20 protein-coding genes are annotated in these 20,169 nt (G+C 65.3%); 15 read left to right on the plus strand and 5 right to left on the minus strand.

The features are described from left to right. From F3H96_RS06005 to F3H96_RS06075, 15 genes are all read left to right on the plus strand, one after another. Nucleotides 1-624, plus strand: coding sequence for a hypothetical protein (locus F3H96_RS06005; protein WP_149791008.1), 624 nt, complete (start codon nucleotides 1-3; stop codon nucleotides 622-624). After that, a complete protein-coding gene (locus tag F3H96_RS06010) occupies nucleotides 591-2,057 on the plus strand; it encodes a MotB family protein (RefSeq protein ID WP_149791009.1) in 1,467 nt (488 codons plus the stop codon). The genes F3H96_RS06005 and F3H96_RS06010 overlap by 34 nt, the downstream gene beginning before the upstream one ends. Then, on the plus strand, nucleotides 2,054-3,454 hold the full coding sequence (locus tag F3H96_RS06015; RefSeq protein WP_149791010.1) for a chemotaxis protein MotC: 1,401 nt from the start codon (nucleotides 2,054-2,056) through the stop codon (nucleotides 3,452-3,454). Before F3H96_RS06010 ends, F3H96_RS06015 begins: the two co-directional genes overlap by 4 nt. Further along, entirely contained in the window at nucleotides 3,451-4,797 is a 1,347-nt protein-coding gene (locus tag F3H96_RS06020) for a flagellar hook-length control protein FliK (RefSeq protein WP_149791011.1), read from the plus strand. Before F3H96_RS06015 ends, F3H96_RS06020 begins: the two co-directional genes overlap by 4 nt. Further along, entirely contained in the window at nucleotides 4,727-5,317 is a 591-nt protein-coding gene (locus F3H96_RS06025) for a lytic transglycosylase domain-containing protein (protein WP_244619916.1), read from the plus strand. The genes F3H96_RS06020 and F3H96_RS06025 overlap by 71 nt, the downstream gene beginning before the upstream one ends. A gap of 220 nt (nucleotides 5,318-5,537) precedes the next feature. Then, nucleotides 5,538-6,206, plus strand: a complete 669-nt coding sequence (locus F3H96_RS06030) for a response regulator transcription factor (RefSeq protein WP_149791012.1) — start codon at nucleotides 5,538-5,540, stop codon at nucleotides 6,204-6,206. Nucleotides 6,207-6,297: 91 nt separating this feature from the next. Next, a complete protein-coding gene (locus tag F3H96_RS06035) occupies nucleotides 6,298-7,551 on the plus strand; it encodes a flagellar hook protein FlgE (protein WP_149791013.1) in 1,254 nt (417 codons plus the stop codon). 29 nt (nucleotides 7,552-7,580) lie between these two features. Further along, nucleotides 7,581-9,032, plus strand: a complete 1,452-nt coding sequence (flgK, locus tag F3H96_RS06040; RefSeq protein WP_149791014.1) for a flagellar hook-associated protein FlgK — start codon at nucleotides 7,581-7,583, stop codon at nucleotides 9,030-9,032. 3 nt (nucleotides 9,033-9,035) lie between these two features. Next, nucleotides 9,036-10,085: a flagellar hook-associated family protein gene (locus F3H96_RS06045; protein ID WP_149791015.1), complete on the plus strand. Its 1,050-nt coding sequence runs from the start codon at nucleotides 9,036-9,038 to the stop codon at nucleotides 10,083-10,085. Between the two features lie 31 nt (nucleotides 10,086-10,116). Next, a complete protein-coding gene (flaF, locus tag F3H96_RS06050; protein WP_149791016.1) occupies nucleotides 10,117-10,464 on the plus strand; it encodes a flagellar biosynthesis regulator FlaF in 348 nt (115 codons plus the stop codon). Next, the gene (gene flbT / locus F3H96_RS06055) at nucleotides 10,461-10,898 is read left to right on the plus strand and encodes a flagellar biosynthesis repressor FlbT (protein WP_149791017.1); all 438 of its coding nucleotides are present in this window, start codon (nucleotides 10,461-10,463) and stop codon (nucleotides 10,896-10,898) included. Before flaF ends, flbT begins: the two co-directional genes overlap by 4 nt. Nucleotides 10,899-10,900: 2 nt before the next feature. Continuing rightward, entirely contained in the window at nucleotides 10,901-11,308 is a 408-nt protein-coding gene (gene flgD / locus F3H96_RS06060; RefSeq protein WP_149791018.1) for a flagellar hook assembly protein FlgD, read from the plus strand. Between the two features lie 23 nt (nucleotides 11,309-11,331). Next, nucleotides 11,332-11,598: a flagellar biosynthesis protein FliQ gene (fliQ, locus tag F3H96_RS06065; protein ID WP_149791019.1), complete on the plus strand. Its 267-nt coding sequence runs from the start codon at nucleotides 11,332-11,334 to the stop codon at nucleotides 11,596-11,598. Between the two features lie 162 nt (nucleotides 11,599-11,760). Next, nucleotides 11,761-13,629, plus strand: coding sequence for an asparagine synthase (glutamine-hydrolyzing) (gene asnB, locus F3H96_RS06070; RefSeq protein ID WP_149791020.1), 1,869 nt, complete (start codon nucleotides 11,761-11,763; stop codon nucleotides 13,627-13,629). Nucleotides 13,630-13,779: 150 nt separating this feature from the next. After that, a complete protein-coding gene (locus F3H96_RS06075) occupies nucleotides 13,780-15,423 on the plus strand; it encodes an MFS transporter (protein WP_149791021.1) in 1,644 nt (547 codons plus the stop codon). Between the two features lie 56 nt (nucleotides 15,424-15,479). Here the strand turns inward: F3H96_RS06075 and F3H96_RS06080 are convergent, their stop codons facing one another. The 5 genes from F3H96_RS06080 to F3H96_RS30980 all read right to left on the minus strand — a co-directional run bounded on the left by F3H96_RS06080 (nucleotide 15,480) and on the right by F3H96_RS30980 (nucleotide 20,131). After that, entirely contained in the window at nucleotides 15,480-16,865 is a 1,386-nt protein-coding gene (locus F3H96_RS06080; RefSeq protein ID WP_149791022.1) for an FAD-binding oxidoreductase, read from the minus strand. A 52-nt stretch (nucleotides 16,866-16,917) separates the two neighbouring features. After that, nucleotides 16,918-18,699 carry a chloride channel protein gene (locus F3H96_RS06085; protein WP_149791023.1) on the minus strand — a complete coding sequence of 594 codons (1,782 nt, stop codon included), beginning with the start codon at nucleotides 18,697-18,699 and terminating at the stop codon, nucleotides 16,918-16,920. A 172-nt stretch (nucleotides 18,700-18,871) separates the two neighbouring features. Next, a complete protein-coding gene (locus F3H96_RS06090; protein WP_149791024.1) occupies nucleotides 18,872-19,399 on the minus strand; it encodes a cupin domain-containing protein in 528 nt (175 codons plus the stop codon). Nucleotides 19,400-19,416: 17 nt separating this feature from the next. After that, nucleotides 19,417-19,884 (minus strand): dTDP-glucose 4,6-dehydratase, encoded by a 468-nt coding sequence (locus F3H96_RS06095; protein WP_244619917.1) that lies wholly within the window; start codon nucleotides 19,882-19,884, stop codon nucleotides 19,417-19,419. Next, entirely contained in the window at nucleotides 19,844-20,131 is a 288-nt protein-coding gene (locus F3H96_RS30980) for an NAD(P)H-binding protein (protein ID WP_244619918.1), read from the minus strand. The genes F3H96_RS06095 and F3H96_RS30980 overlap by 41 nt, the downstream gene beginning before the upstream one ends. Nucleotides 20,132-20,169: the final 38 nt, after the last annotated feature.

The raw sequence follows: 20,169 nt of genomic DNA on the forward strand, positions 1-20,169 counted from the left end.
ATGGCCTCGGCAGCCCTGTTCGACCTCTTGCCCGATTTTGGTTCGCGGACACAGCATGCGAACCAGGCGCCGGCCGCACGCGATGCCGAACCTATGCCGCCCGCGCCGCTGCAGGCCGATATCGGCGCGCTGATCGCCGAGGCGGTGGCCGAGGCGGAGGCAGCGCTCGAGGCGCGCCTTGGGCTCGCCCATCAGGTGGCGCTGGAAGCCGAACGCCAGGCCAGCGACGATGCGGCGAAAGCATTCCTTGATAGCTTCGGCGGCGATCTCGGCACTGCTGTCGCCACGCGCATCGAAGCCATGGAGCAGCGCGTTGCCGAACTTGCCGGCGCAACCGTCGCCCGCATTATTGGCGGCCTTCTCAGCGACGACCTCCAGCAACGTTCGCTCCAGGCCCTCTCGCGCGCCATCAGCACCGCAATCGCCGACAACGAGGCTGTACGCATCGGTGTCCGAGGACCGCTGTCGCTGTTCGAACCGCTGAAGGCGGCGCTCGGATCGCGCGCCGTCAATCTCGACTTCACCGAGGCGCCGGGCTTCGACCTGACCGTCACCATCGACGAAACGGTGTTCGAGACGCGCATCGCCGAATGGTCGGCGTCCCTGTCGGAGGTCCTGTCGTGAGCGCCATCGATCACGCCGAACCCCGGCACGAGATCATCATCGTCAAGCGCAATCACGACGGTCATGACGACGATCACCATGGTGGCGTATGGAAGATCGCCTTCGCCGATTTCATGACGGCGATGATGTGCTTCTTCCTCGTCATGTGGCTGATCAACGCCGCCAACGAGCAGACCAAGGCAGCCGTCGCCAGCTATTTCAATCCGGTCGAGCTGATCGATCGCAATTCCAGCCGCAAGGGCCTGGAAGACCTCGGCGACGGCCCGAGCAAGGTCGGACTGACCTCGGACAACCCGCAGGATGGCACGACCAAGGCCGGCGACGACGGCAAGGGCGGCGCCGGCTCCTCCGAACGCCGGCAGACCAAGGAAGGGGCGCAAGACGCCGCTGTCTCCGACGAGAAACTGTTTGCCGATCCCTATGCGGTGCTGGCCGAGATCGCCGCCGATACGGGAGTAATGCAGAACGTCAGCGCCAAGGGCGAGGGCGGCGCCCAGGCCGCCGGCCCGGCAACCGGCGCCTCCGGCGGCGTATCCTATCGGGATCCGTTCGCGCCGGACTTCTGGTCGCAGCAAGTGGCCACGCCTGGCGCCGAGGCCACCGCCGAACGCGCCAGGATCGACGGTGATCCGATCAAGTCCGGCGAGAAGGTCGCGACAGTCGCGGTGCCGAAGGTGAGGGCCGTTCCGGCTGCTCCCCCGCTCACGGCCGCGCCGCTGGAGCCGCTGGCGACCCAGGGCAAGGCCGACGCCAAGAGCGGGCAAAAAGCCGCGCAAGGCGAGGTCGAGAAGCCATCGAGCGAAGCGAACAAGAGCGAGAAGACACAGGGCGAGACAGCAAAGGCCGACAAGCGCGAGGCTGCAGCCGCGGGCGCCAAAGCCGAAGCGGCGAAGGCCGAAAAGGCTGAGCCCGAACAAGCCGCCGACCCCGAACAAGCCGCCGACAAGGGCGACAAGGCGCCAAGCAAAGCCGCCCTCCAGGAAATGGCGGACATCAAGAAGGAGCTCGCCAAGGCATTCCTGCCGGGCGAAAAGCTCGCCGACGGCGTGTCGGTCGAGGCCACCGACAAGGGCGTCGTCATTTCGATCACCGATCAGCTCGATTTCGGCATGTTCGAGATCGGCTCGGCCATGCCGCGCCGCGAGCTGGTGCTGGCGATGGAAAAGATCGGTCGCATCATCAACCAGAAGAAGGGCACCATCACCATCAGCGGCCACACCGACGCGCGGCCGTTCCGCAGCGACACTTACGACAACTGGCGGCTGTCCACCGCGCGCGCCCATTCGGCCTATTACATGCTGGTGCGCGGCGGCGTCGACGAAAGCCGCATCACCGAGGTCGCCGGTTTCGCCGACCGCCAGCCCAAGATCGCCTCCGATCCGATGGCTGCCGCGAACCGCCGCATCGAAATCCTGATGGCGGCCGGCGGATGAGCGGCGGAACCGTCATCGGCCGCGCGATAGCGGTGGTGCTTGTCGCCGCAGGACCACCATCGGCGGCTTTCGCGCAGGACGCGCTGCAGCCCTATCAGCTGGTGCGTTCGCTGCAGCTGATACAGGACCGCATTGCCGGCGGTGATCATGCCGCGCTGCCGATGCAGGCAAAACTCCTCGAAATGACCGACGCCCGGATGCGCAACGCGAATGCCGCGGATTTCAAGGAGCCGAAGAATTTCCGCGCTTTGCTGGTCTATGGCATGAGCGGCGGCAATCCGGTGACGGTCGCGGCTGCGGCTTCGCGCGCCATAACCGACCCCCAAAGCCTCGCCATCGCCAAAGGTGTCATCGCCTACCTGAACGGCCAGCCCGCCGAGGCGATCGAAACCCTGAGGCCTGTCGACCCGATGAGCGTGCCCACCGATCTCGGCGCCTTCCTGGCGCTGGTCAAGGGCTCGCTGCTTGCGACCGACGAGCCTGCCAAGGCGCTCATTCTGCTGGACGAGGCACGCCTGCTCAGCCCCGGCACTTTGGTCGAAGAGGCAGCACTTCGCCGCTCCATTGGCATCGCGGCGGCGCAGGGCGACGCCGCCAGGTTCGCGCTGGCTTCGACGCAATATGTCGCGTCCTATCTCCATTCGCCTTACGCCAGCCAGTTCGCCGATGCCTTTGTTTCCGGCGTCATTACGCTGCATATGGCGATCAGCCAGGACAAGATCGCTGACATTACTTCGATGATGGATCCCGAGCGTGAGAAAGTGATCTACCTGCGCATCGCGCGCCGCGCCGCGATCGACGGGAAGACGGATCTGTCGGCTTTCGCTTCGGCCAAGGCGGAGCTGGGCCGCAACGGCAACGGCAACCAGGACGACCCGCGCACCCAGCTCTATTCGAGCCTCTCCACCGTAACATCGGCCAGCGTCGACGACGTGCGCGCCAAGCTCGGCAAGATCGACCGCAGCCAGCTCTCGCAGAGCGACCGCGCCTTGCTCGACGCCGCGCGAGCCGTGGTCGGCGAGGTCGTGGCGCCGGTGAAGTCGGCCGCCAGGGCCGAGGCCGCGCCCGCCGTCGCGGCAAAGGGCGACGATGCAAAATCCGCGGCCGGCGCAGACCTGCCTCCGGTGGAAGGGGCGATGCCGGACCAGCCGGCGCTCGCGGCGGGTGATCAAGCCACGGACGCACCGTCCGTGGCTTCGCCGCCCCCTGCCCCGCAACCAGCGCAGCCAATCGCCGTAACGCCGGCACCGCCGGTGCTGGCTGATACCGCACCGGTGGTGCCGGCGTCCGCGCTTGCGACACCCGCCGATGCGCACGACCCTATCGATGCGACGGTGTCCAGCACGCGCCGTCAGCTCGACCAGATCGACCAACTCCTCGGAGCAGCCCCAAGATGACCAGCGTCAACCAGACCCTGCCGGGCTTCGCTTCGACCCAGTCCCAGCCCCGGCAGCAGGCCGCCGGCGGCAAGGATGGGGATCAGAATTTCGGTGAGATGGTGCGCGGGACCGAGAAGCCGCAGGACAGGCATACGAGCGGACCGGTTATGCCGGACGCTCGTCCGGCAAAGCGCTCGCCAGCCAACAACGCCAAGGATGAGCCGGACCCGCAAGGGAAAACCGGCTTGCAAAGAGCAGCGTCGGGGAAGTCCGCGAAGACGAACGGCCAGGCCGAGCAGGCGAAGCCTGCGGCGAGCAAGGATAGAGCGGCGCAAGCCAGCGATACCGCGCCGCTGCAGGACCGCTTGCCGTTGCTGATGGCGCTGAGCGACATGAAGCATTTCGCGCAATCGTCGGGCACGGGCGGCGACGCTTCCGCTGGCGGTGAAGAGGACGCTGGCGAGCACGGATCGCCGGAGCTGCGGCTGCGCGCGGGCAAGCGTGCGGCGGCCGACATTTCCGGCGAGCCGCTATCGCGATCCGCCCGCTCGAAATTGGCGGAAGATTCCGGTCCCGATTTCGGTCAGAAGCCGGCAAAGACGGAAGTGGCCCTGCCGGGCCGTCGCGGCGCCAATGCTTTGCCGATGCAAGGGGACGAGCCTCAGGCCGATAGCACATTGCCGCCGCAGGGCTGGCGGCCGACCCCCGTTTCCAAGGCTTCGCAACAGTCTCAATCCGCGCAGCAGACACTGGCCAAGTCATCTCCTTCGGCCGGGCGCATGGACGTCGTCAGCCAGCAGAGCTTCCCGGCGCCGGCGCAAAGCCCGATCAGCCAGACGGCATCCGGGCTGGTTGAAGCGCTTGCTTCCGACAATGGCGTTCAGCAGGCCTTTGCGAGTGCCTCGGCAGGCTTGCAGACGACCAATTCTGTTGCCGTTCCGACACATGTGCTGAAGATCGAGCTACACCCGTCGGAGCTCGGATCGGTCACCGCCAGCTTGCGGCTCTCGGGGGAGCAGCTTTCGATTGAGATGAAGCCCGAGACACACGAGGCATATCGCCGTCTCACCACCGACAGCGAAGCCATCATCAAGTCCATGCGCAGTCTCGGCTTCGATGTCGACAAGGTTACCATCCTGCAACCCTCGATCGCAACGCATGCTGCCAGCCGTGCCGATGCTAACAGCGCCATGCCGATGTCGACAGGTCGCGACCAGCCTTCGTTCCAACCCGGGAACTCGGGCGGCAACGGCGCGGGAGGCGGTCGGCAACCGGGAAGGAACGAGGGCAATGGCGCAAAGGAATTCGGGCGTGCCGCTTCGCCTCTTGGCGAGCGCGCTGGCGACGATATGTTTATCTAGTTTCGCTGCCGGCACGGCCAACGCCGCCGCCAATCCCTGCGAGCCGGAGATCCTGCGCGCCGCCGATCGCTACGGCGTGCCGGCCGGCATTCTCTATGCGGTCGGCCTGACCGAGACCGGAAAGAAGGGCAGCCTTCAGCCTAATGCCTTGAATATAGAGGGAAAAGCTATCTTTCCGCGCAGCCGCGGTGAAGCACTCGCCAGATTCGAGAGTGCCCGCCGCGAGGGCAAGACATTGATCGACCTCGGCTGCATGCAGATAAACCACCATTATCACGGCGATCATTTCCGCAGCGTCGACGACATGCTCGACCCGCATCAGAACGTCGACTATGCGGCACGCTTCCTGGCGAGCCTGCACGCCCGGCATATGACCTGGTCGATGGCTGTCGCCCGCTACCATGCCGGTCCCGACAACGACCCGGCGCAGAAGGTCTATGTCTGCCGCGTCATCGCCAACATGGTCGCCACCGGCTTCGGCAAATGGACGCCGAATGCCAGCGCCTTCTGCAACCAATAGTTGATAGCAACTGAATGCCGATCGGCCTTCGTCGGCCTATCCGCGGGCGCCGATATTCGCCTGCCGGCAATTGGCGCGAATACCCTGCACAATCGCCTTTATTACGGCTCCCAAAAAAACTCCCAAGAAAATAGCTACAAGAAATGATGGTTTTTCAGGATTCGTCGAGCCGGATACCCCTTTCCGCACGGGGCAGATGAGCTGATTCGGGGGCGGGTCGATGATCGTAATCGTTGATGAGCGAGAGCTCGTGACTGAGGGCTACTCCTCCCTTTTCGATCGCGAGGGCGTCGCCACCGCGGGCTTCGCGCCCGGCGAATTCGGCGAATGGGTGAGTTCCGCCGCCGACACCGACCTCAGGTCGGTTCGAGCCTTCCTCATTGGCGACTGCCGCGACGGTGCGATATCGCCGCGCCAGATCCGCGACCGCACCGGCGCGCCGGTGATCGCGCTGAGCGAGCAGCACTCGCTGGAACATACGCTGCGGCTGTTCGAGAGCGGTGTCGACGACGTCGTGCGCAAGCCGGTCCACATCCGCGAGATACTTGCCCGCATCACCGCCATCCGTCGCCGCGCCCACGAGGAGGCGGCCTATACCGAAGTCGGTGCGATGCGCATCTTCATGGATGGCCGCGATCCGGAGATCGACGGCGAGCCGCTGCCGCTGCCGCGGCGCGAGCGGCGCATCCTGGAATATCTGGCCAGCAACCGCGGCCGGCGCGTGACCAAGACGCAGGTCTTCAACGCCATCTACGGCATCTTCGACGAAGAGGTCGAGGAGAACGTGGTGGAGAGCCACATCTCGAAGCTCCGCAAGAAGCTGCGTGAGAAGCTCGGCCGCGACCCGATCGATTCCAAGCGGTTTCTCGGCTACCGGCTGGTGTTTTGATGGCCGCCCAAGGCTCATCCCGCACCAGCCTCGCGCAAGACACGAGGCATAGTTTTATGGCCTCCTACCCAGGCACTGCGGAGATGTATCGATGAGCCTCTACGGAATGATGCGAACCGGCGTTTCCGGGATGAACGCGCAGGCCAACCGCCTCTCCGCGGTGGCCGACAACATCGCCAACTCGGACACCACCGGCTACAAGCGCTCTTCGGCCGAGTTCTCGACACTGATTATGCCCGGCACCGGCGGCGCCTATAATTCGGGCGGCGTGACGACGACGATCCGTTCAGCCATCGGCACGCAAGGCGTCATGACATACACCACCTCGGTGTCGGACCTTGCCGTCAACGGCGATGGCTTCTTTGTGGTGCAGGATGCCAGCGGCACGCCCTATCTCACCCGCGCCGGCTCCTTCGTTCCGGATGCGCAGGGAAGACTGGTCAATGCAGCGGGCTACCAGCTCATGGCCTACAGCTACGCCAATGGCGAGCCGGCCGCGACCGCCAACGGCTTCGAAGGCCTCGTGCCGGTGCAGATCTCCGACCAGCAGATGACGGCGACGCCGAGCACCGAGGGTCTCTTTTCCGGCAACTTGCCGGCCGGTGCGACGCCGCCCTCCGGCCCACTGCCTTCCACCAACGACCCCAACGCGGAATACACGTCGAAGACCTCGCTGGTCGCCTATGACAATCTCGGCAACAAGAAGCTCCTCGACGTCTATTTCACCAACACCGGTACCGGCACCTGGGAGGTCTCGGTATTCGATCAGTCGAAGGCGACCGCAGGCACCTCCTTCCCCTATACGGGCGGGGCGCTGGGCTCGGCCAACCTCACCTTCGACACCACCACGGGCAAGCTGACCGGCGGGACGGACAGCGTCTCGTTCACGGTACCCGGCGGCTCGACGCTGGACCTCGATCTCTCCCAGCTGACGCAGCTCGGCACCGGCTTCACCGTTGCCGATGCCAAGGTCAACGGCAATGCGCCGAGCTCCATCCAGAAGGTCCAGATCGGCCAGGACGGCGTGATGTACGCGCAGTTCGAGGACGGCTCGACCAAGGCGCTTTACAAGATTCCGCTGGCCGATGTTCAGAGCCCCGACAACCTCACCGCCATGCCTGGCAACGTCTACGTGCAGAGCACCGATTCCGGCGCGGTTCACATCGGCTTTGCCAATGAGGGCAAACTCGGCTCCATCGTTTCGGGAGCACTCGAAAATTCCAACGTCGATATCGCCGAGGAACTGACCAACATGATTGCGGCGCAGCGCAGCTACACGGCCAATTCCAAGGTCTTCCAGACCGGTTCGGACCTGATGGACGTCCTCGTCAACCTGAAGAGATAAACGACGGGCGCCGCCCGTGAAAGATCAGCATGTCGCTTTCCTCCGCACTAAGCATTGCCCAGTCGGCGCTCCTGGCCACGTCCAAGCAAACCAGCGTCGTATCGCGCAATGTGGCCGATGCGTCGAGCCCGGACTATACCCGTCGCATTGCTGTCGTAACCAGCACGGCGCCCGGCGCCCGGTCGGTGGAAATCCAGCGCACCGCGAATGACCTCCTGTTCCGGCAGAACCTTTCGGCGCTGTCGGCATGGAGCGGCCAGAGCGCGCTTTACAACGGCATGGATCAGCTCGATCTGTCGGTGAACGGGGTCGACAACGCGTCGTCCCCCTCGACCGCAATCGCCAACCTGCAGAAGGCCCTGCAACTCTACGCCACCACGCCCTCGAATCAGAACCTCGGCGCCAGCGTCGTCGACGCCGCCAAGCAGGTGGTGAATTCGCTGAACAGCGGCACCAAGGCGATCCAGGACTTCCGCACCCAGGCGGACAGCCAGATCGCCACCGCGGTCGACGATCTCAACTCGCTGCTCAGCCAGTTCCAGGACGCCAACAAGGCCGTCATTTCGGGCACTCGTTCCGGCACGGACGTGTCCGATGCGCTCGACCAGCGCGACGCGCTCCTGAAGAAGATATCGGAATATGTCCCGGTCTCGACCTTCACGCGCGGCGACAACGACATGGTCATTACCACCAAGGACGGCTCGACGCTGTTCGAGACCGTACCGCGCTCGGTGACCTTCACGCCGTCGGCCGGCTACACGGCCGGCACGCCCGGCAACACCGTCTACATCGACAACGTGCCGGTTTCGCCGGGCACCGCCGACAGCACCACCGCCGACGGCAAGCTTGCGGGCCTTTTGAAGCTGCGCGACGGCGTCGCCTCGACGATGCAGAGCCAGCTCGACGAGATCGCGCGCGGCCTTGTCACGGCTTTTGCCGAAACCGCGCCATCGCAGCCCAATGCGACGGGCCTGTTCGCCTGGTCCGGCGCGCCGGCGATTCCGGCCGCCGGCACCCTGGTTGACGGCCTCGCCGGCTCCATCAGCGTCAACGCCGCCTTTGATCCGAGCGCCGGCGGCAATCCCACGCTGCTGCGCGACGGCGGCGCCAACGGCGCGGCCTATGTCGTCAACACCGGTGGCGCATCCTATTCGGACCTTCTGATCAGCTACGGCAACAAGCTGGATCAGCCGATGGCATTCGATACTTCAGCCGGCGTCACCGTCAGCTCCGGCGTCTCCGACTACGCGGCCAATGCCATCGGCTGGTTCGAAGGCGTGCGCCAGCAGGCCTCGATCAATGCCGAGAGCAAGCAGGCGCTGGCCGCACGCACGGCCGAGGCGCTTTCCAACGACACCGGGGTCAATGTCGACCAGGAGATGTCGCTGCTTCTCGACCTCGAGCACACCTATCAGGCCTCGGCGCATATGATGAAGACCGTAAGCGATATGCTGGACGCGCTGATGAGCGCGGTAGGATAATTCATGAAAGCGACAGCCGTCTCCTCAGCTGCAATCTCCAACGCGCTGCGTTACCAGCAAGCAAGGATGCAGGCCGACCTCGTCAAGGCGACGAAGGAATCACAGACCGGCACGGTCGCCGATGTCGGCCTGGCGCTCGGCAACCGCACGACCCAGGCCGTCACCTTCCAACGCGATCTCGACCGGCTGAACGGCATCGTCGATTCCAACGCGCTCGTCGCCGCGCGCTTGACATCGACCCAGGATTCGCTGGGCCAGATCGCCGATACCGCGCAGAGCTTCCTGTCGGCGCTGACCAGCGGCGTGTCGGGCGACTCCTCGACCAATATCCTGCAGACCGCCGGCGCCTCGGCGCTGCAGCAGATGACGAGTATCCTGAACACCAGCGTCAACGGCGAATATTTGTTTGCCGGCACCAACACCGACGTCAAGCCGATCGACGATTTCAACGCCGCCGGCTCGCCGGCCAAGGCTGCATTCGATGCCGCCTTTTCGAGCTATTTCGGCTTTACCCAGACCGATCCGTTGGCAGCCAACATCACCGCCGCGCAGATGGACGACTTCATCACCACGAAGGTCGAGCCGCAATTCCTGGGCTCCGGCTGGCAGGCCAACTGGTCGAGCGCCACCGACGATCAGATCACCACCCGCATTTCGCTCAACGAAACCACGCAGACCTCGGTCAGCGCCAACGTGCAGGGCATCCGCAAGCTCGCCATGGCGGCCGCCATGGTCAGCAACCTGATGACCGGCAACATCAGCGAGGCCGCGCAGAGCGCGGTCGTCGGCCGTGCGCAGGCGCTTGTCGGCGAAGCCATCGGCGGCATCACCCAGGTGCGGGCCGAAACGGGCCTCGCCCAGCAGCGCGTCTCCGATGCCAGCGACCGCATGAAAACCCAGGTCGATCTGTTCGAGAAACATATCGTCGATCTCGAAGGCGTCGATCCGGCGGAAGCGGCGACCCGCGTCGCCGACCTCACGCAGCATATCGAGACGTCCTTCGCCTTGACCGCGCGTCTGCAGCAACTCAGCCTGCTCAACTATCTGACCTGAACATTCACACCGGAACGCCAGAGCGCCGACGATGTATCAATTCTCCTACGCCGACATCCAGACCGACTCCGTCGCCGACGCCAAGGACCGTGAGCGGCAATTGCTCACCCGCTCGATCGACATGCTGGCCGCGGCGGCCGCCATTGGCCCCGAGTCGATGGAAGCGATAGAGGCGCTGCATTTCACCAATCGCGTCTGGACCACATTCGTCGAGGATCTCGGCTCCGACGACAACGCCCTGCCCAAGGAATTGCGCGCCAACCTGATCTCCATCGGCCTGTGGCTGCTGCGCGAGACGGAAGACATCCGCCAGGGCCGCACCAACAATTTCGAAGGATTGATCGAGGTCTCACAGATCATCCGAGACGGTATCCAATGACCAACACGCTGAAGATCTCGCTGAAGCCGAACGAGAAGATCTACATCAACGGCGCCGTCATCCGCGTCGACCGCAAGGTCACCATCGAGCTGATGAATGAGGTGCAGTTCCTGCTCGAAAGCCATGTCATCCAGGCCGACCAGGCCTCGACGCCGCTCAGGCAGCTTTATTTCATCGTGCAGATCATGCTGATCAATCCGGCCGGCGCCGCCGAGGCGCGCGACATGTTCCGCCGCTCGCTGCCGATGCTGATTGCAAGCTTCGACAACCAGGACATCTGCAAGGGTCTCAAGCAGATCGACCGCATGGTCGGCGAGGACGATATCTATGAGGCGCTTAAAGCGATCCGTGCGCTCTATCCGCTCGAGCGCAAGGCGCTCGAGGACGATGACGACATTCCCGAGACGCCCCGCGCATTGGCTGTAGGAGCATAAAAATGGCCGTCGACATGACGACAACGATCCCGGTTGGCGCCAACCAGGCCAGCCAGAAGACCTCGAAAACGGCTGTCGACTACCAGTCGTTCCTCAAGCTCTTGATCGCCGAGATGAAGAACCAGGATCCGACCAAGCCGATGGATTCGACGCAGTACGTCGCGCAGCTCGCGACCTTCTCCCAAGTCGAGCAGTCGGTGCAGACCAACACCAAGCTCGACCAGATCATGCAGTCCTCGGCATTGTCGCAGGCGGACGCGCTGATCGGCCGCTCGATCACCTCGGCCGACGGCAAGACCACCGGAACGGTGGCTTCGGTGACACTCGCCAGCAGCGGCCTGATCGCCGTGTTGCAGGATGGCACCCAGGTTCCGGTCGGACCGGGCGTGTCGATCAAGCCGGCCGCCTAGCCGATTTCGCATAGGGTCAGCCCATGAATGAGGCCGACGCCCTCGATATCGTCCAGTACGCGGTGTGGACGGTTCTTACCGCTTCCGCCCCTGTGGTGCTGGTGGCGATGGCCGTCGGCATCGGCATCGCGCTCATCCAGGCGCTCACCCAGATCCAGGAGATCACGCTTACCTTCGTGCCGAAGATCGTTGCCATCATGCTTGTGGTGGCGCTGACCGGCCCGTTCATCGGCAGCCAGATATCGGCCTTCGCCAACGTCATATTCGAGCGCATCGAACACGGTTTCTGACGCCAGGTCGTGGCAGGCGTTGGGTGGTCGGCGCGCAAGCCGCAAGATCGCTTGCGGCGGCGTCTGTAGCGGCTAGATTGTAAGCGCGCCGGCATTGGCCGGCGCCGTTGTCCCGGGCGATTTTCAGGAAGCGATGCATCAGGCAAGAACGGCCGGCCGGTCATGTGCGGAATAGCCGGCGTCTGGCGCAAGCGTGATCCGATCGGCGGCGGCGATCTTTCCGACATAGCCCGTATGATGCAGGCATTGGCGCATCGCGGTCCCGACGATCACGGCAACTGGAACGACGCCCGCCTGGCGCTCGGCCACCGCCGCCTGACCATCATTGACCCGTCGCCGGCCGCGCGCGAACCGATGCTGACCGCCTCCGGCGATGGCGTGCTGTGCTACAATGGCGAGGTCTATAATTTTCGCGCGTTGCGCAAGTCACTGGAGGCGGAGGGCCTGTCGTTTCGCACGGTGTCCGACACCGAGGTGGTGCTTCAGGCATTGCACCAATGGGGCCCGCAAAAAGCGGTGCCGCTGTTCGACGGCATGTTCTCCTTCGCCTATTTCGATGCCCGCGACGACGCCTTGTGGCTTGCCAGGGACAGGCTCGGCATCAAGCCGATGTCGATCGCTGACACCGGCGAGCGCGTGTTGTTCGCCTCCGAGGACAAGGCGATCCTGGCCTGCCATGACTTCGCGCGCCGGATCGACACGCGCGAGCTGACACTGCGGCTGGCCTGGCAGAGCCGCGATTCGAGCTACAGCGTCTTCGACGGCATCGAGCGGCTGCCGCCGGCCGGGCTGTGGAGGATCACCGGGAACGGCATCGAGAAGCACCGCTTCTGGCATGTCCTCGACGCCCTGGAGCCCGCGCGCATTGCCGGCGACAAGACCTCCGACGCCGGACATGTAGCGACCCTGCGGACGTTGCTCGAGGAAAGCGTCGAACTGCATTGCATTGCCGACACCGGCCTTGCCACCGCCTGCAGCGGCGGCGTCGACTCCGGCCTGATTACCGCGCTTGCCAAGCGCTTCAGGCCCGAGATGCATGGCTATGTCGTCGACCCGAAGCTCGGCCGCAGCGAGGCGCAGGACGCCGAGCGGACCGGTCGCCATGTCGGCGTCAGCCTGCGTCGGGTGCCTCTCGACCAAAACCGGTTCTTCGAACTCTGGCCGCGAGCGGTCTGGCATCTCGAAACCGACGGCTGGCATGCCAGCCACGCGGCGCTGCTGGCGCTGGCCGAGCAGTGCCGCGCCGACGGCGTCAAGGTGCTGCTCACCGGCGAGGGTTCCGACGAGCTTTTTGGCGGCTACAAATGGCAGGCATCGACGATCCGGCTCTGGCGCCACCAGTCCTGGCTGCAGCGCCTGTTCCGCTCCAAGGCGAGGCACGACCGCAAATTCGCGGAACTGCGCCGCGCCCCGTTCAGCAACTCGACCGGTCGCGGCTCGCACTCGGACCGCACCGTCGCGCTCCGGGCGCTGTCGCCCAAACTGAACTTTCTGCAGACAAAGCTGTTCGACCGGCTGGAAGGCGTCGCGCCGCTCAGCGACCGCGCCTTCCTTGCAAGCTGCCTTTACGACCTCTATTCGCACCTGCAGGATCTGCTGCATCGGCACGACCGGTTGAGCATGGCGGCTTCGGTCGAGCTCAGGGTGCCGTTCCTCGAGAACCGGCTCATCGACTTCGCCATTCATTTGCCGCGCAGGCAGAAATTCCGCGGCGGGACCGGCAAGTGGCTGCTCAAGAAGGTCGCCGAAGGCCATTTGCCGCGCGAAAACATTCGTGCCCCGAAGAACGGTTTCGATATAGCGGCCGCCTTTTCGGCCGGCACGCAAGGCTTGTTGCGCGGCGGTCTGCTGCGCCACGCGATGAAATGGTCTTCTCCCGAATTGGACGACCTCATCGACATGGCAGGAAGCCATGAAGCGTCGCGCCTGCGCCTCGTCGGCATGGAAATGCTGCTCAGGCTTTACGTGGAAGGCGACACGGCAAGCGCCCTGACCGAGGCCCTGCATGCCGAGGCAAAAAGCGCGAGATAGCGAAAAGTTGGTCCAGACCGGCGAGATGCTTGGTTTAAACCTTCGCCGACGCATTTTCGCCTTTGCCATCCTATTGTTGGATCGCACTCTTTGGCGAATCGTCGACCCGTTCGGGCGCGACGAGCGGATACAGCGGACGAAGGCGCAATCATGATCGACGACGAGCCGGAAAGCGAACGCGTCTCGGCGCTGGCGCCGTTCCGGCACGGCATCTTCCGCGCCGTCTGGTCAGCCAGCCTGGTGTCGAACTTCGGCGGCCTGATTCAGGGCGTGGGCGCCGCCTGGATGATGACCACGATCGCCACCTCACCCTATCAGGTGGCGCTGGTCCAGGCCTCGACCACCTTGCCGATCATGCTGTTCGCGCTCGTTGCCGGCGCGATCGCCGACAGCTTCAACCGCCGCAAGGTCATGCTGGTGGCCCAGACCTTCATGCTGGTCGTCTCGGCGCTGCTGACCTTGTTCACCTGGTTCGGCTGGATGACGCCGTGGACGCTGCTGGCCTTCACCTTCCTGATCGACAGCGGCACGGCGCTGAACAGCCCATCGTGGCAGGCATCGGTCGGCGACATGGTGCCGCGCGCCAAAGTGCCGGCAGCGGTGGCGCTCAATTCTCTGGGCTTCAACATCACGCGCAGCGTCGGGCCGGCCATCGGCGGCGTCATCGTCGCCGCTGCCGGCGCGGCGGCCGCCTTCGCCGCCAACGCCATCAGCTATGTCGGCCTGATCGTCGTGCTGTTCCGCTGGAAGCCGACGCTGCCCGAACAAACCCTGCCGCGCGAGTCGCTGGGTGCCGCCATGGGCGCCGGCCTGCGCTATGTCGCCATGTCGCCCAACATCGCCAAGGTGCTGGTCCGCGGTTTGGCCTTCGGCTTCAGCGCCGGCGCGGTGCTGGCGCTGTTGCCGCTGGTGGCGCGCGATGTCGTCAAGGGCGACGCGCTGACCTACGGCATCATGCTCGGCGCCTTCGGCATCGGCGCGGTCGGCGGCGCGCTGATCAGCGTGCGACTGCGGCAGCTGCTGTCCAGCGAGGTCATGGTGCGCATGGCCTTTTGCGGCTTTGCTTTGTGCGCCTTCAACGCCGCCGTCAGCCAAAATGCCTGGCAGACGTCGGCGGGCCTGCTCATCGGCGGCGCCTGCTGGGTGATCGCGCTCTCGCATTTCAACGTCACGGTGCAGATGTCGACGCCGCGCTGGGTGGTCGGCCGGGTGCTGTCGATCTACCAGACCGCGACTTTCGGCGGCATCGCGCTGGGTAGCTGGATCTGGGGCGTCGTCGCCGACGCGCATGGCGCGGAGATCGCGTTGATCGCGGCGGCGGTAGCCATGCTTGCCGGCGGCGCCGTCGGTTTCCTCCTGCCGTTGCCGCGACAAACGGTGCTCAACCTCGATCCGCTCAACCGTTTCAAGGAGCCGATGCTGGCGCTTGATCTGAAGCCGCGCAGCGGCCCGATCGCCATCATGATCGAATACGTCATCCGCGAGGAGGACGTGCCGGAATTCCTGGCAACCATGGCCGAGCGCGGCCGCATCCGCCGCCGCGACGGCGCCCGCAACTGGACGCTCGCACGCGACGTCGAAAATCCCGGCATCTGGATCGAGCACTACCACACGCCGACCTGGGTCGAGTATATCCGCCACAACCGGCGCGCCACCCATGCCGACGCCGTGGTCGGCGAACGCATCCGCGCGCTGCACAGCGGCGAGAACCCGCCCCGAGTGCGCCGCATGATCGAACGCCCGACCACCGCGGGCACGACCCTTGTCTCGCCCAAAGGCCCGATCGATCACTGATCGCATGTCCGGAATGGCGCGGAGAAGACAGTGAGAGTGGTTCGGCTGAACCCGTGCTAGTGGCCCGTGATGCTGTCGGCCAGGGCGGCAAGCTTCGAGGTATGCGCAAGCCCCTCAGCCTCGCGCTTATCGGCGATGCGATAAAGCTGGTACATCGCGTGGACGCCCAGCCAGCGAAACGGCTCCGGCTCCCAGGGCCGCACCTTGCGGTTGACCCAGGGCAGCCGCGTGAGCTCGGTATCCTGGCCGAGCACGAGATCGGTCAGCGTGCGTCCCGACAGGTTGGAGCTCGACACGCCGAGCCCGACATAGCCGCCGGCCCAGCCGATGCGTGTGGTGGGGTCCAGGCCTGCCGTCGTGCACCAGTCACGCGGCACGCCGAGCACGCCGCACCAGGCGTGATCGATGCGGCATCCTGCCGTCTGCGGCAAGAGCGTGGTCAGGATCGTGTGCAGCTGGTCGATCGTCGCCTGTTGCGTCTGCCCGTTGACGTCGGTGCGCGAGCCGTAACTGTAAGGCACGCCGCGACCGCCCATGGTGATGCGTCCCTCGCGCGTGCGCTGGGCATAGCAATAGGCATGCGCGGCATTGCCGAGCAGTTCATTTCCCTCCCAGCCGATCTTGCGCCAGAGTTCTTCCGGCAGCGGCTCGGTGACGATCTGCGCGCTGTTGAGCGCCAGCCACGTGCGCTCTTCGCCCGGGATACCGGCGGTGAACCCTTCCGTGGCGCGGATGATGGTTTCGGCCCGCACCGTGCCGCGATCGGTGGCGACGCTGCCCTTGGCGATGGATGTCACGGTGGTCTTTTCGTAGATCGGCACGCCGAGACGTTCGACCGCCGCCGCCAGCCCGCGCACCAGCTTGGCCGGCTGCACCCGCGCTTGGCCGCGGATGACGAAGCCGCCCATGACATTGCGGATGTCGATACGTGCCCGTGTCGCGGCCGCGTCGAGCAGTTCGATCCGTTCGGGCTCGGCATCCCAGGAGCGGATCGTCTCGCACTCCTCGCGCACGCGTTCCAGCTGCGCCGGATTGGTGGCGACCGTCAGATTGTCGACGCGGCGGATGTCGGCATCGATCCCCTCTTGCGTCGCCACCCGGATCACCTCGTCGACGCAGCCGGCCATCGCCTTCTGCATGGCGGTGACGCCTTGCCGTGTCGAGGTCTGCAGATACTTCTCGCGCGACCAGCCGAAGCCGCCCGACAGCCAGCCGCCATTGCGCCCCGACGCGCCGAAGCCGGCGAACTCCCGTTCGATGAGCACGATGCGGAGCGACGGCTTCGCTTTCTTCAGGTAATAGGCGGTCCACAGCCCGGTATAGCCCGCGCCGACGATCGCGACATCGGCCTCGATGTCGCCGGGCAAGGCAGGACGCGGCGCGGGGATCGCACCCAGATCCGCATACCAGAACGAGACGTCGCCGTTGCGCATGACTTGCATGGGATGGCTTCCGGGAGTGGTGGGCGTCTTATTGGCCGGGCCGCCGATCGGGTCAACCCTCGCCGGACAGGTCGCGGCGCGCCTTGTCGAGCTCTTCTGCATAGCGCCGCATCAGATGGCTTTCAGTGAGCAGGCCAAGCACGATGCGCTCGTCGAAATCCTCGACCACCGCCAGTTCTTCGGCCCCTGTGCGCTGGAACGTCTCGGCGGCGGTCTGGACATTCATGGAGGGCACCAGCACCGCATCCTTGAACCGGGCGAGCGCGCTCACCGGCGTCTCGCCGTCGGAAAGGTCGCTGTGCAGTTCCGGCACCACGAGCATCCCGACATATTGGTCGGCTTGCTCGACAGCGATGACGCGCTGCCCGGAGCCGAGCGGGATTTCCTGGCGGAATTCGGAGAGCGTGGTCGAGGCGGGAACGGTGCGGACATCCTTGCGCATCATCGAGCCGACGGTGAGGCTGCGCATCCAGCCGACGTCATGGGCACTGCGGATCGTCTCGCCGCGCAGATGGAAGCGCCAGGTCGAGAAGGAGTAGCCGAAGGTTTCCCGCACCAGGATCGCCGACATGATCGAGGCCGCCAGCACCACGCCGGTGAGCGTCAGGTCGCGGGTAGATTCCAGCGCCAGGAACGTCATGGTCAGCGGACCGCCGACGACGCCGACCGCCAGCGAGGTCATGCCGACGACGGCGGCCACCGCCGGGTCGATGCCGGCCGACGGCGCGGTCAGTGCCATGACGCCGGCAAAGACCTTGCCGAGCAGCGCGCCCAGGAACAGCGACGCAAAGAACAGGCCGCCGCGGAAGCCGGAACCGAGCGAGATGGCGGAGGCCGCCAGCTTCATCACGAAGACGCTCGCCACCACCGGAAGCGCGTAGTTCATGGCGAACTCGCGATGCAGCGCGCCGTGGCCGCTGGAGAGCACTTGTGGTGTGACCAGCCCGAGCAAGCCGACGAAGATGCCGCCGATGAAAGGCCTGACCGAGGCGTCGATCGACAACCGCACGAAGAGCCGCTCGACGATACTCACCAGATGCATGATGGCGATCGACGCAGCCCCGCCAAGTAGCCCCAGCAGCAGGAACGGCACATATTCGCTTGCGGTCAAATTCGGCAAGCCTGAGAGCTCCAGCGGGAACGGCACGCCGCCGAACACTTCCGCCGTCAGCGAGGCACAGATCGCCGCCGTCATTACCGGCGCCACATTGGCGACGGAGTAAATGCCGATGACCAGCTCGAAACCATAGAAGGCGCCGGTCAGCGGCGCGTCGAAGGCGGCCGAGATCGCGCCGGCCGCGCCGCAGCCGACCAGGATGCGGACGTCGTTGCGACGCAGGTGGAAGGCGCGCGCCAGCCGCGAGGCGATGCCGGAGCCGATCTGCGTGTAGCCGGCTTCCAATCCGACGGAGGCGCCGAAACCGCTGGAAATCATGGTCTGCACCACGATGACGAAAGTGTCGGTGAGCGACATGCGCCCGCCATAGAGCGCGTTCGCCTCGATCGGGTCGACCGGCGTGCGGAATTTGCGTTTTCGCAGCCAGATCACGGAAAGGCCGAGCAGCAGGCCGCCGATCGCCGGGAACATCGCCTGCACCGGATTGGCCAGCGAGAACATGGCTGAAAGCCGGCCGCCCGGCTGCACGTCGAAGAGCAGGTAATGCATGCCTTGCACCAGCGCGCTCATGCCGGTCACCAGCGCGCCTGCGATGACGCCGACCATGCCGGCCATCAGCACGATCACGATGCCGCGCGCCTCGAGCACGGGGATCGAGCTGATCAGCACCGCGCGAAGCCGGCGGGCGTAGACTTGCGGATCGTTTCTGGCAGGCAACGGAGCGGCTCGCCGGTGTGCGAAGACTAATTACGAAGATGAAGTGCTGCCGTGCCTGATACGCGCGGCGGCTTTGCGTGGCAATCGCAATGCCGACCGCTTGTGGCGCCATTTTTGGCGTCGCGCGAATTGGCCCTATGGAAGACTTGCCGCCGGAGCGCGGGCGAGAGGTTCAGTCAGCCAGCGGAATGGTCAGCGGCCCGCAATCGTCTTCCGCGACGAAGATCGCCAGCAGCTCAGCCGGGTTGCTGGCGCTGGCGTTCTCGGCGAATGAGTGGATCGCGCCGGGTGCTTCGAACCAGGTCTGGCCCTTCGTGTAGGTGACAGCAGGCTCGCCTTCCATCTGCGAACGCAGCGCACCCTTGATGACGAAGGCCGTGACCGAGCCGGGATGGCGGTGGCCCGGCGTATAGGCGTTGGGAGGGAATTCGACCAGCGCCGTGGTGATCGAATGCCCCGGCACATTCGGCAGTTTTTCGCAGGACAGCGGCTTGACCGTCGTGGTCGGGCGCGCCGCGGCCCCCTCCCCGGGGTCGACCCCCATCATGTGAATATGTGCGCCAATTCCGCCAGCGGCGGTGATTGCCCTGTTGTCATGGACGACGGCCATGCCAAGCAGCCCAGTGGCGATAGCCGCGACGCCAAGCAGCGTCAGGCCTCGGGAAGACGTCAGGCCTCGGGAAGAAGTGACTTCGATCATAACAGCGCTTTCCCTGCTTACGCGGCGAGACGAAAGCCGGCGCGCCAGCCGAGCTCACTGACAGCCTTATCGGTCGTGATGTGGCCGTTCGGCTCAGCGACGTTGAACGCGCCTTGCTCTCCCCGCTCCACGGCTACCAGCGCTGCGTAAGCGGCGGCATCGACATGCACCGCCGGGGCCGCGGCGGCTTCCGCGCCGGTGCCCGGCCCGTAGAGATGGCCGTAGCGCAGCACGATGCCGGTCATCGGCGAAGCGCCGAGCACATGTTTCTCCAGCGCGACGACGCCGCCGACGCTGATTGCGCGGCCGCCTTCGGCTCCGCTGTCCAGCGGATCAGTCTCGGCATGCGGTTCGGATCCCGGCGCATAGACCCAGGCGATGCTTTGCGCGATCAGCCGCTTCGCCCCGGCCGCCTTCGCCGCGTCGACGAGGTTTCGGGTACCCTCATCGCGGATGCGGGCGTTTCTTACGCTCGCCTCGGCCATACGCGACGGATCGAGCCCAAAGCTGTTGGATGACGATTTGCGGCTTGGCCGCCGTCACCGCCGCGCGCAATCCGTTCGCATCGAACACATCGACCACCGCCGGATCGGCGCGAAGCGCTCGAAGACCCTCGGTCTTTGCCGCGTATCGTGTCGTCGCCGTCACTTGATGACCCGCCGCCAGCAGCTGCGGAATCAATCGGCGGCCGATCGCGCCCGAACCGCCGGCAAGAAAAATACGATAGCCCATCGTCTTTCACTCCTTGTCGCGATAATATCAGCATACGA

It is taken from the genome of Mesorhizobium sp. NFR06 (assembly GCF_900115245.1).
In the GTDB taxonomy this organism is placed as follows: Bacteria; Pseudomonadota; Alphaproteobacteria; order Rhizobiales; family Rhizobiaceae; genus Mesorhizobium.

Bases quoted from the DNA above. Each gene is read 5' to 3' on its own strand.
- F3H96_RS06045 (WP_149791015.1), top strand. From the start codon at position 9,036: ATGAAAGCGACAGCCGTCTCCTCAGCTGCAATCTCCAACGCGCTGCGT.
- F3H96_RS06095 (WP_244619917.1), bottom strand. From the start codon at position 19,884: ATGGCCGAGGCGAGCGTAAGAAACGCCCGCATCCGCGATGAGGGTACC.
- fliQ (WP_149791019.1), top strand. From the start codon at position 11,332: ATGAATGAGGCCGACGCCCTCGATATCGTCCAGTACGCGGTGTGGACG.
- F3H96_RS06015 (WP_149791010.1), top strand. From the start codon at position 2,054: ATGAGCGGCGGAACCGTCATCGGCCGCGCGATAGCGGTGGTGCTTGTC.
- F3H96_RS06005 (WP_149791008.1), top strand. From the start codon at position 1: ATGGCCTCGGCAGCCCTGTTCGACCTCTTGCCCGATTTTGGTTCGCGG.
- F3H96_RS06075 (WP_149791021.1), top strand. From the start codon at position 13,780: ATGATCGACGACGAGCCGGAAAGCGAACGCGTCTCGGCGCTGGCGCCG.
- F3H96_RS06080 (WP_149791022.1), bottom strand. From the start codon at position 16,865: ATGCAAGTCATGCGCAACGGCGACGTCTCGTTCTGGTATGCGGATCTG.
- flaF (WP_149791016.1), top strand. From the start codon at position 10,117: ATGTATCAATTCTCCTACGCCGACATCCAGACCGACTCCGTCGCCGAC.
- asnB (WP_149791020.1), top strand. From the start codon at position 11,761: ATGTGCGGAATAGCCGGCGTCTGGCGCAAGCGTGATCCGATCGGCGGC.
- F3H96_RS06090 (WP_149791024.1), bottom strand. From the start codon at position 19,399: ATGATCGAAGTCACTTCTTCCCGAGGCCTGACGTCTTCCCGAGGCCTG.
- flgK (WP_149791014.1), top strand. From the start codon at position 7,581: ATGTCGCTTTCCTCCGCACTAAGCATTGCCCAGTCGGCGCTCCTGGCC.
- F3H96_RS06025 (WP_244619916.1), top strand. From the start codon at position 4,727: ATGGCGCAAAGGAATTCGGGCGTGCCGCTTCGCCTCTTGGCGAGCGCG.
- F3H96_RS06020 (WP_149791011.1), top strand. From the start codon at position 3,451: ATGACCAGCGTCAACCAGACCCTGCCGGGCTTCGCTTCGACCCAGTCC.
- flgD (WP_149791018.1), top strand. From the start codon at position 10,901: ATGGCCGTCGACATGACGACAACGATCCCGGTTGGCGCCAACCAGGCC.
- F3H96_RS06030 (WP_149791012.1), top strand. From the start codon at position 5,538: ATGATCGTAATCGTTGATGAGCGAGAGCTCGTGACTGAGGGCTACTCC.
- F3H96_RS30980 (WP_244619918.1), bottom strand. From the start codon at position 20,131: ATGGGCTATCGTATTTTTCTTGCCGGCGGTTCGGGCGCGATCGGCCGC.
- F3H96_RS06010 (WP_149791009.1), top strand. From the start codon at position 591: ATGGTCGGCGTCCCTGTCGGAGGTCCTGTCGTGAGCGCCATCGATCAC.
- flbT (WP_149791017.1), top strand. From the start codon at position 10,461: ATGACCAACACGCTGAAGATCTCGCTGAAGCCGAACGAGAAGATCTAC.
- F3H96_RS06035 (WP_149791013.1), top strand. From the start codon at position 6,298: ATGAGCCTCTACGGAATGATGCGAACCGGCGTTTCCGGGATGAACGCG.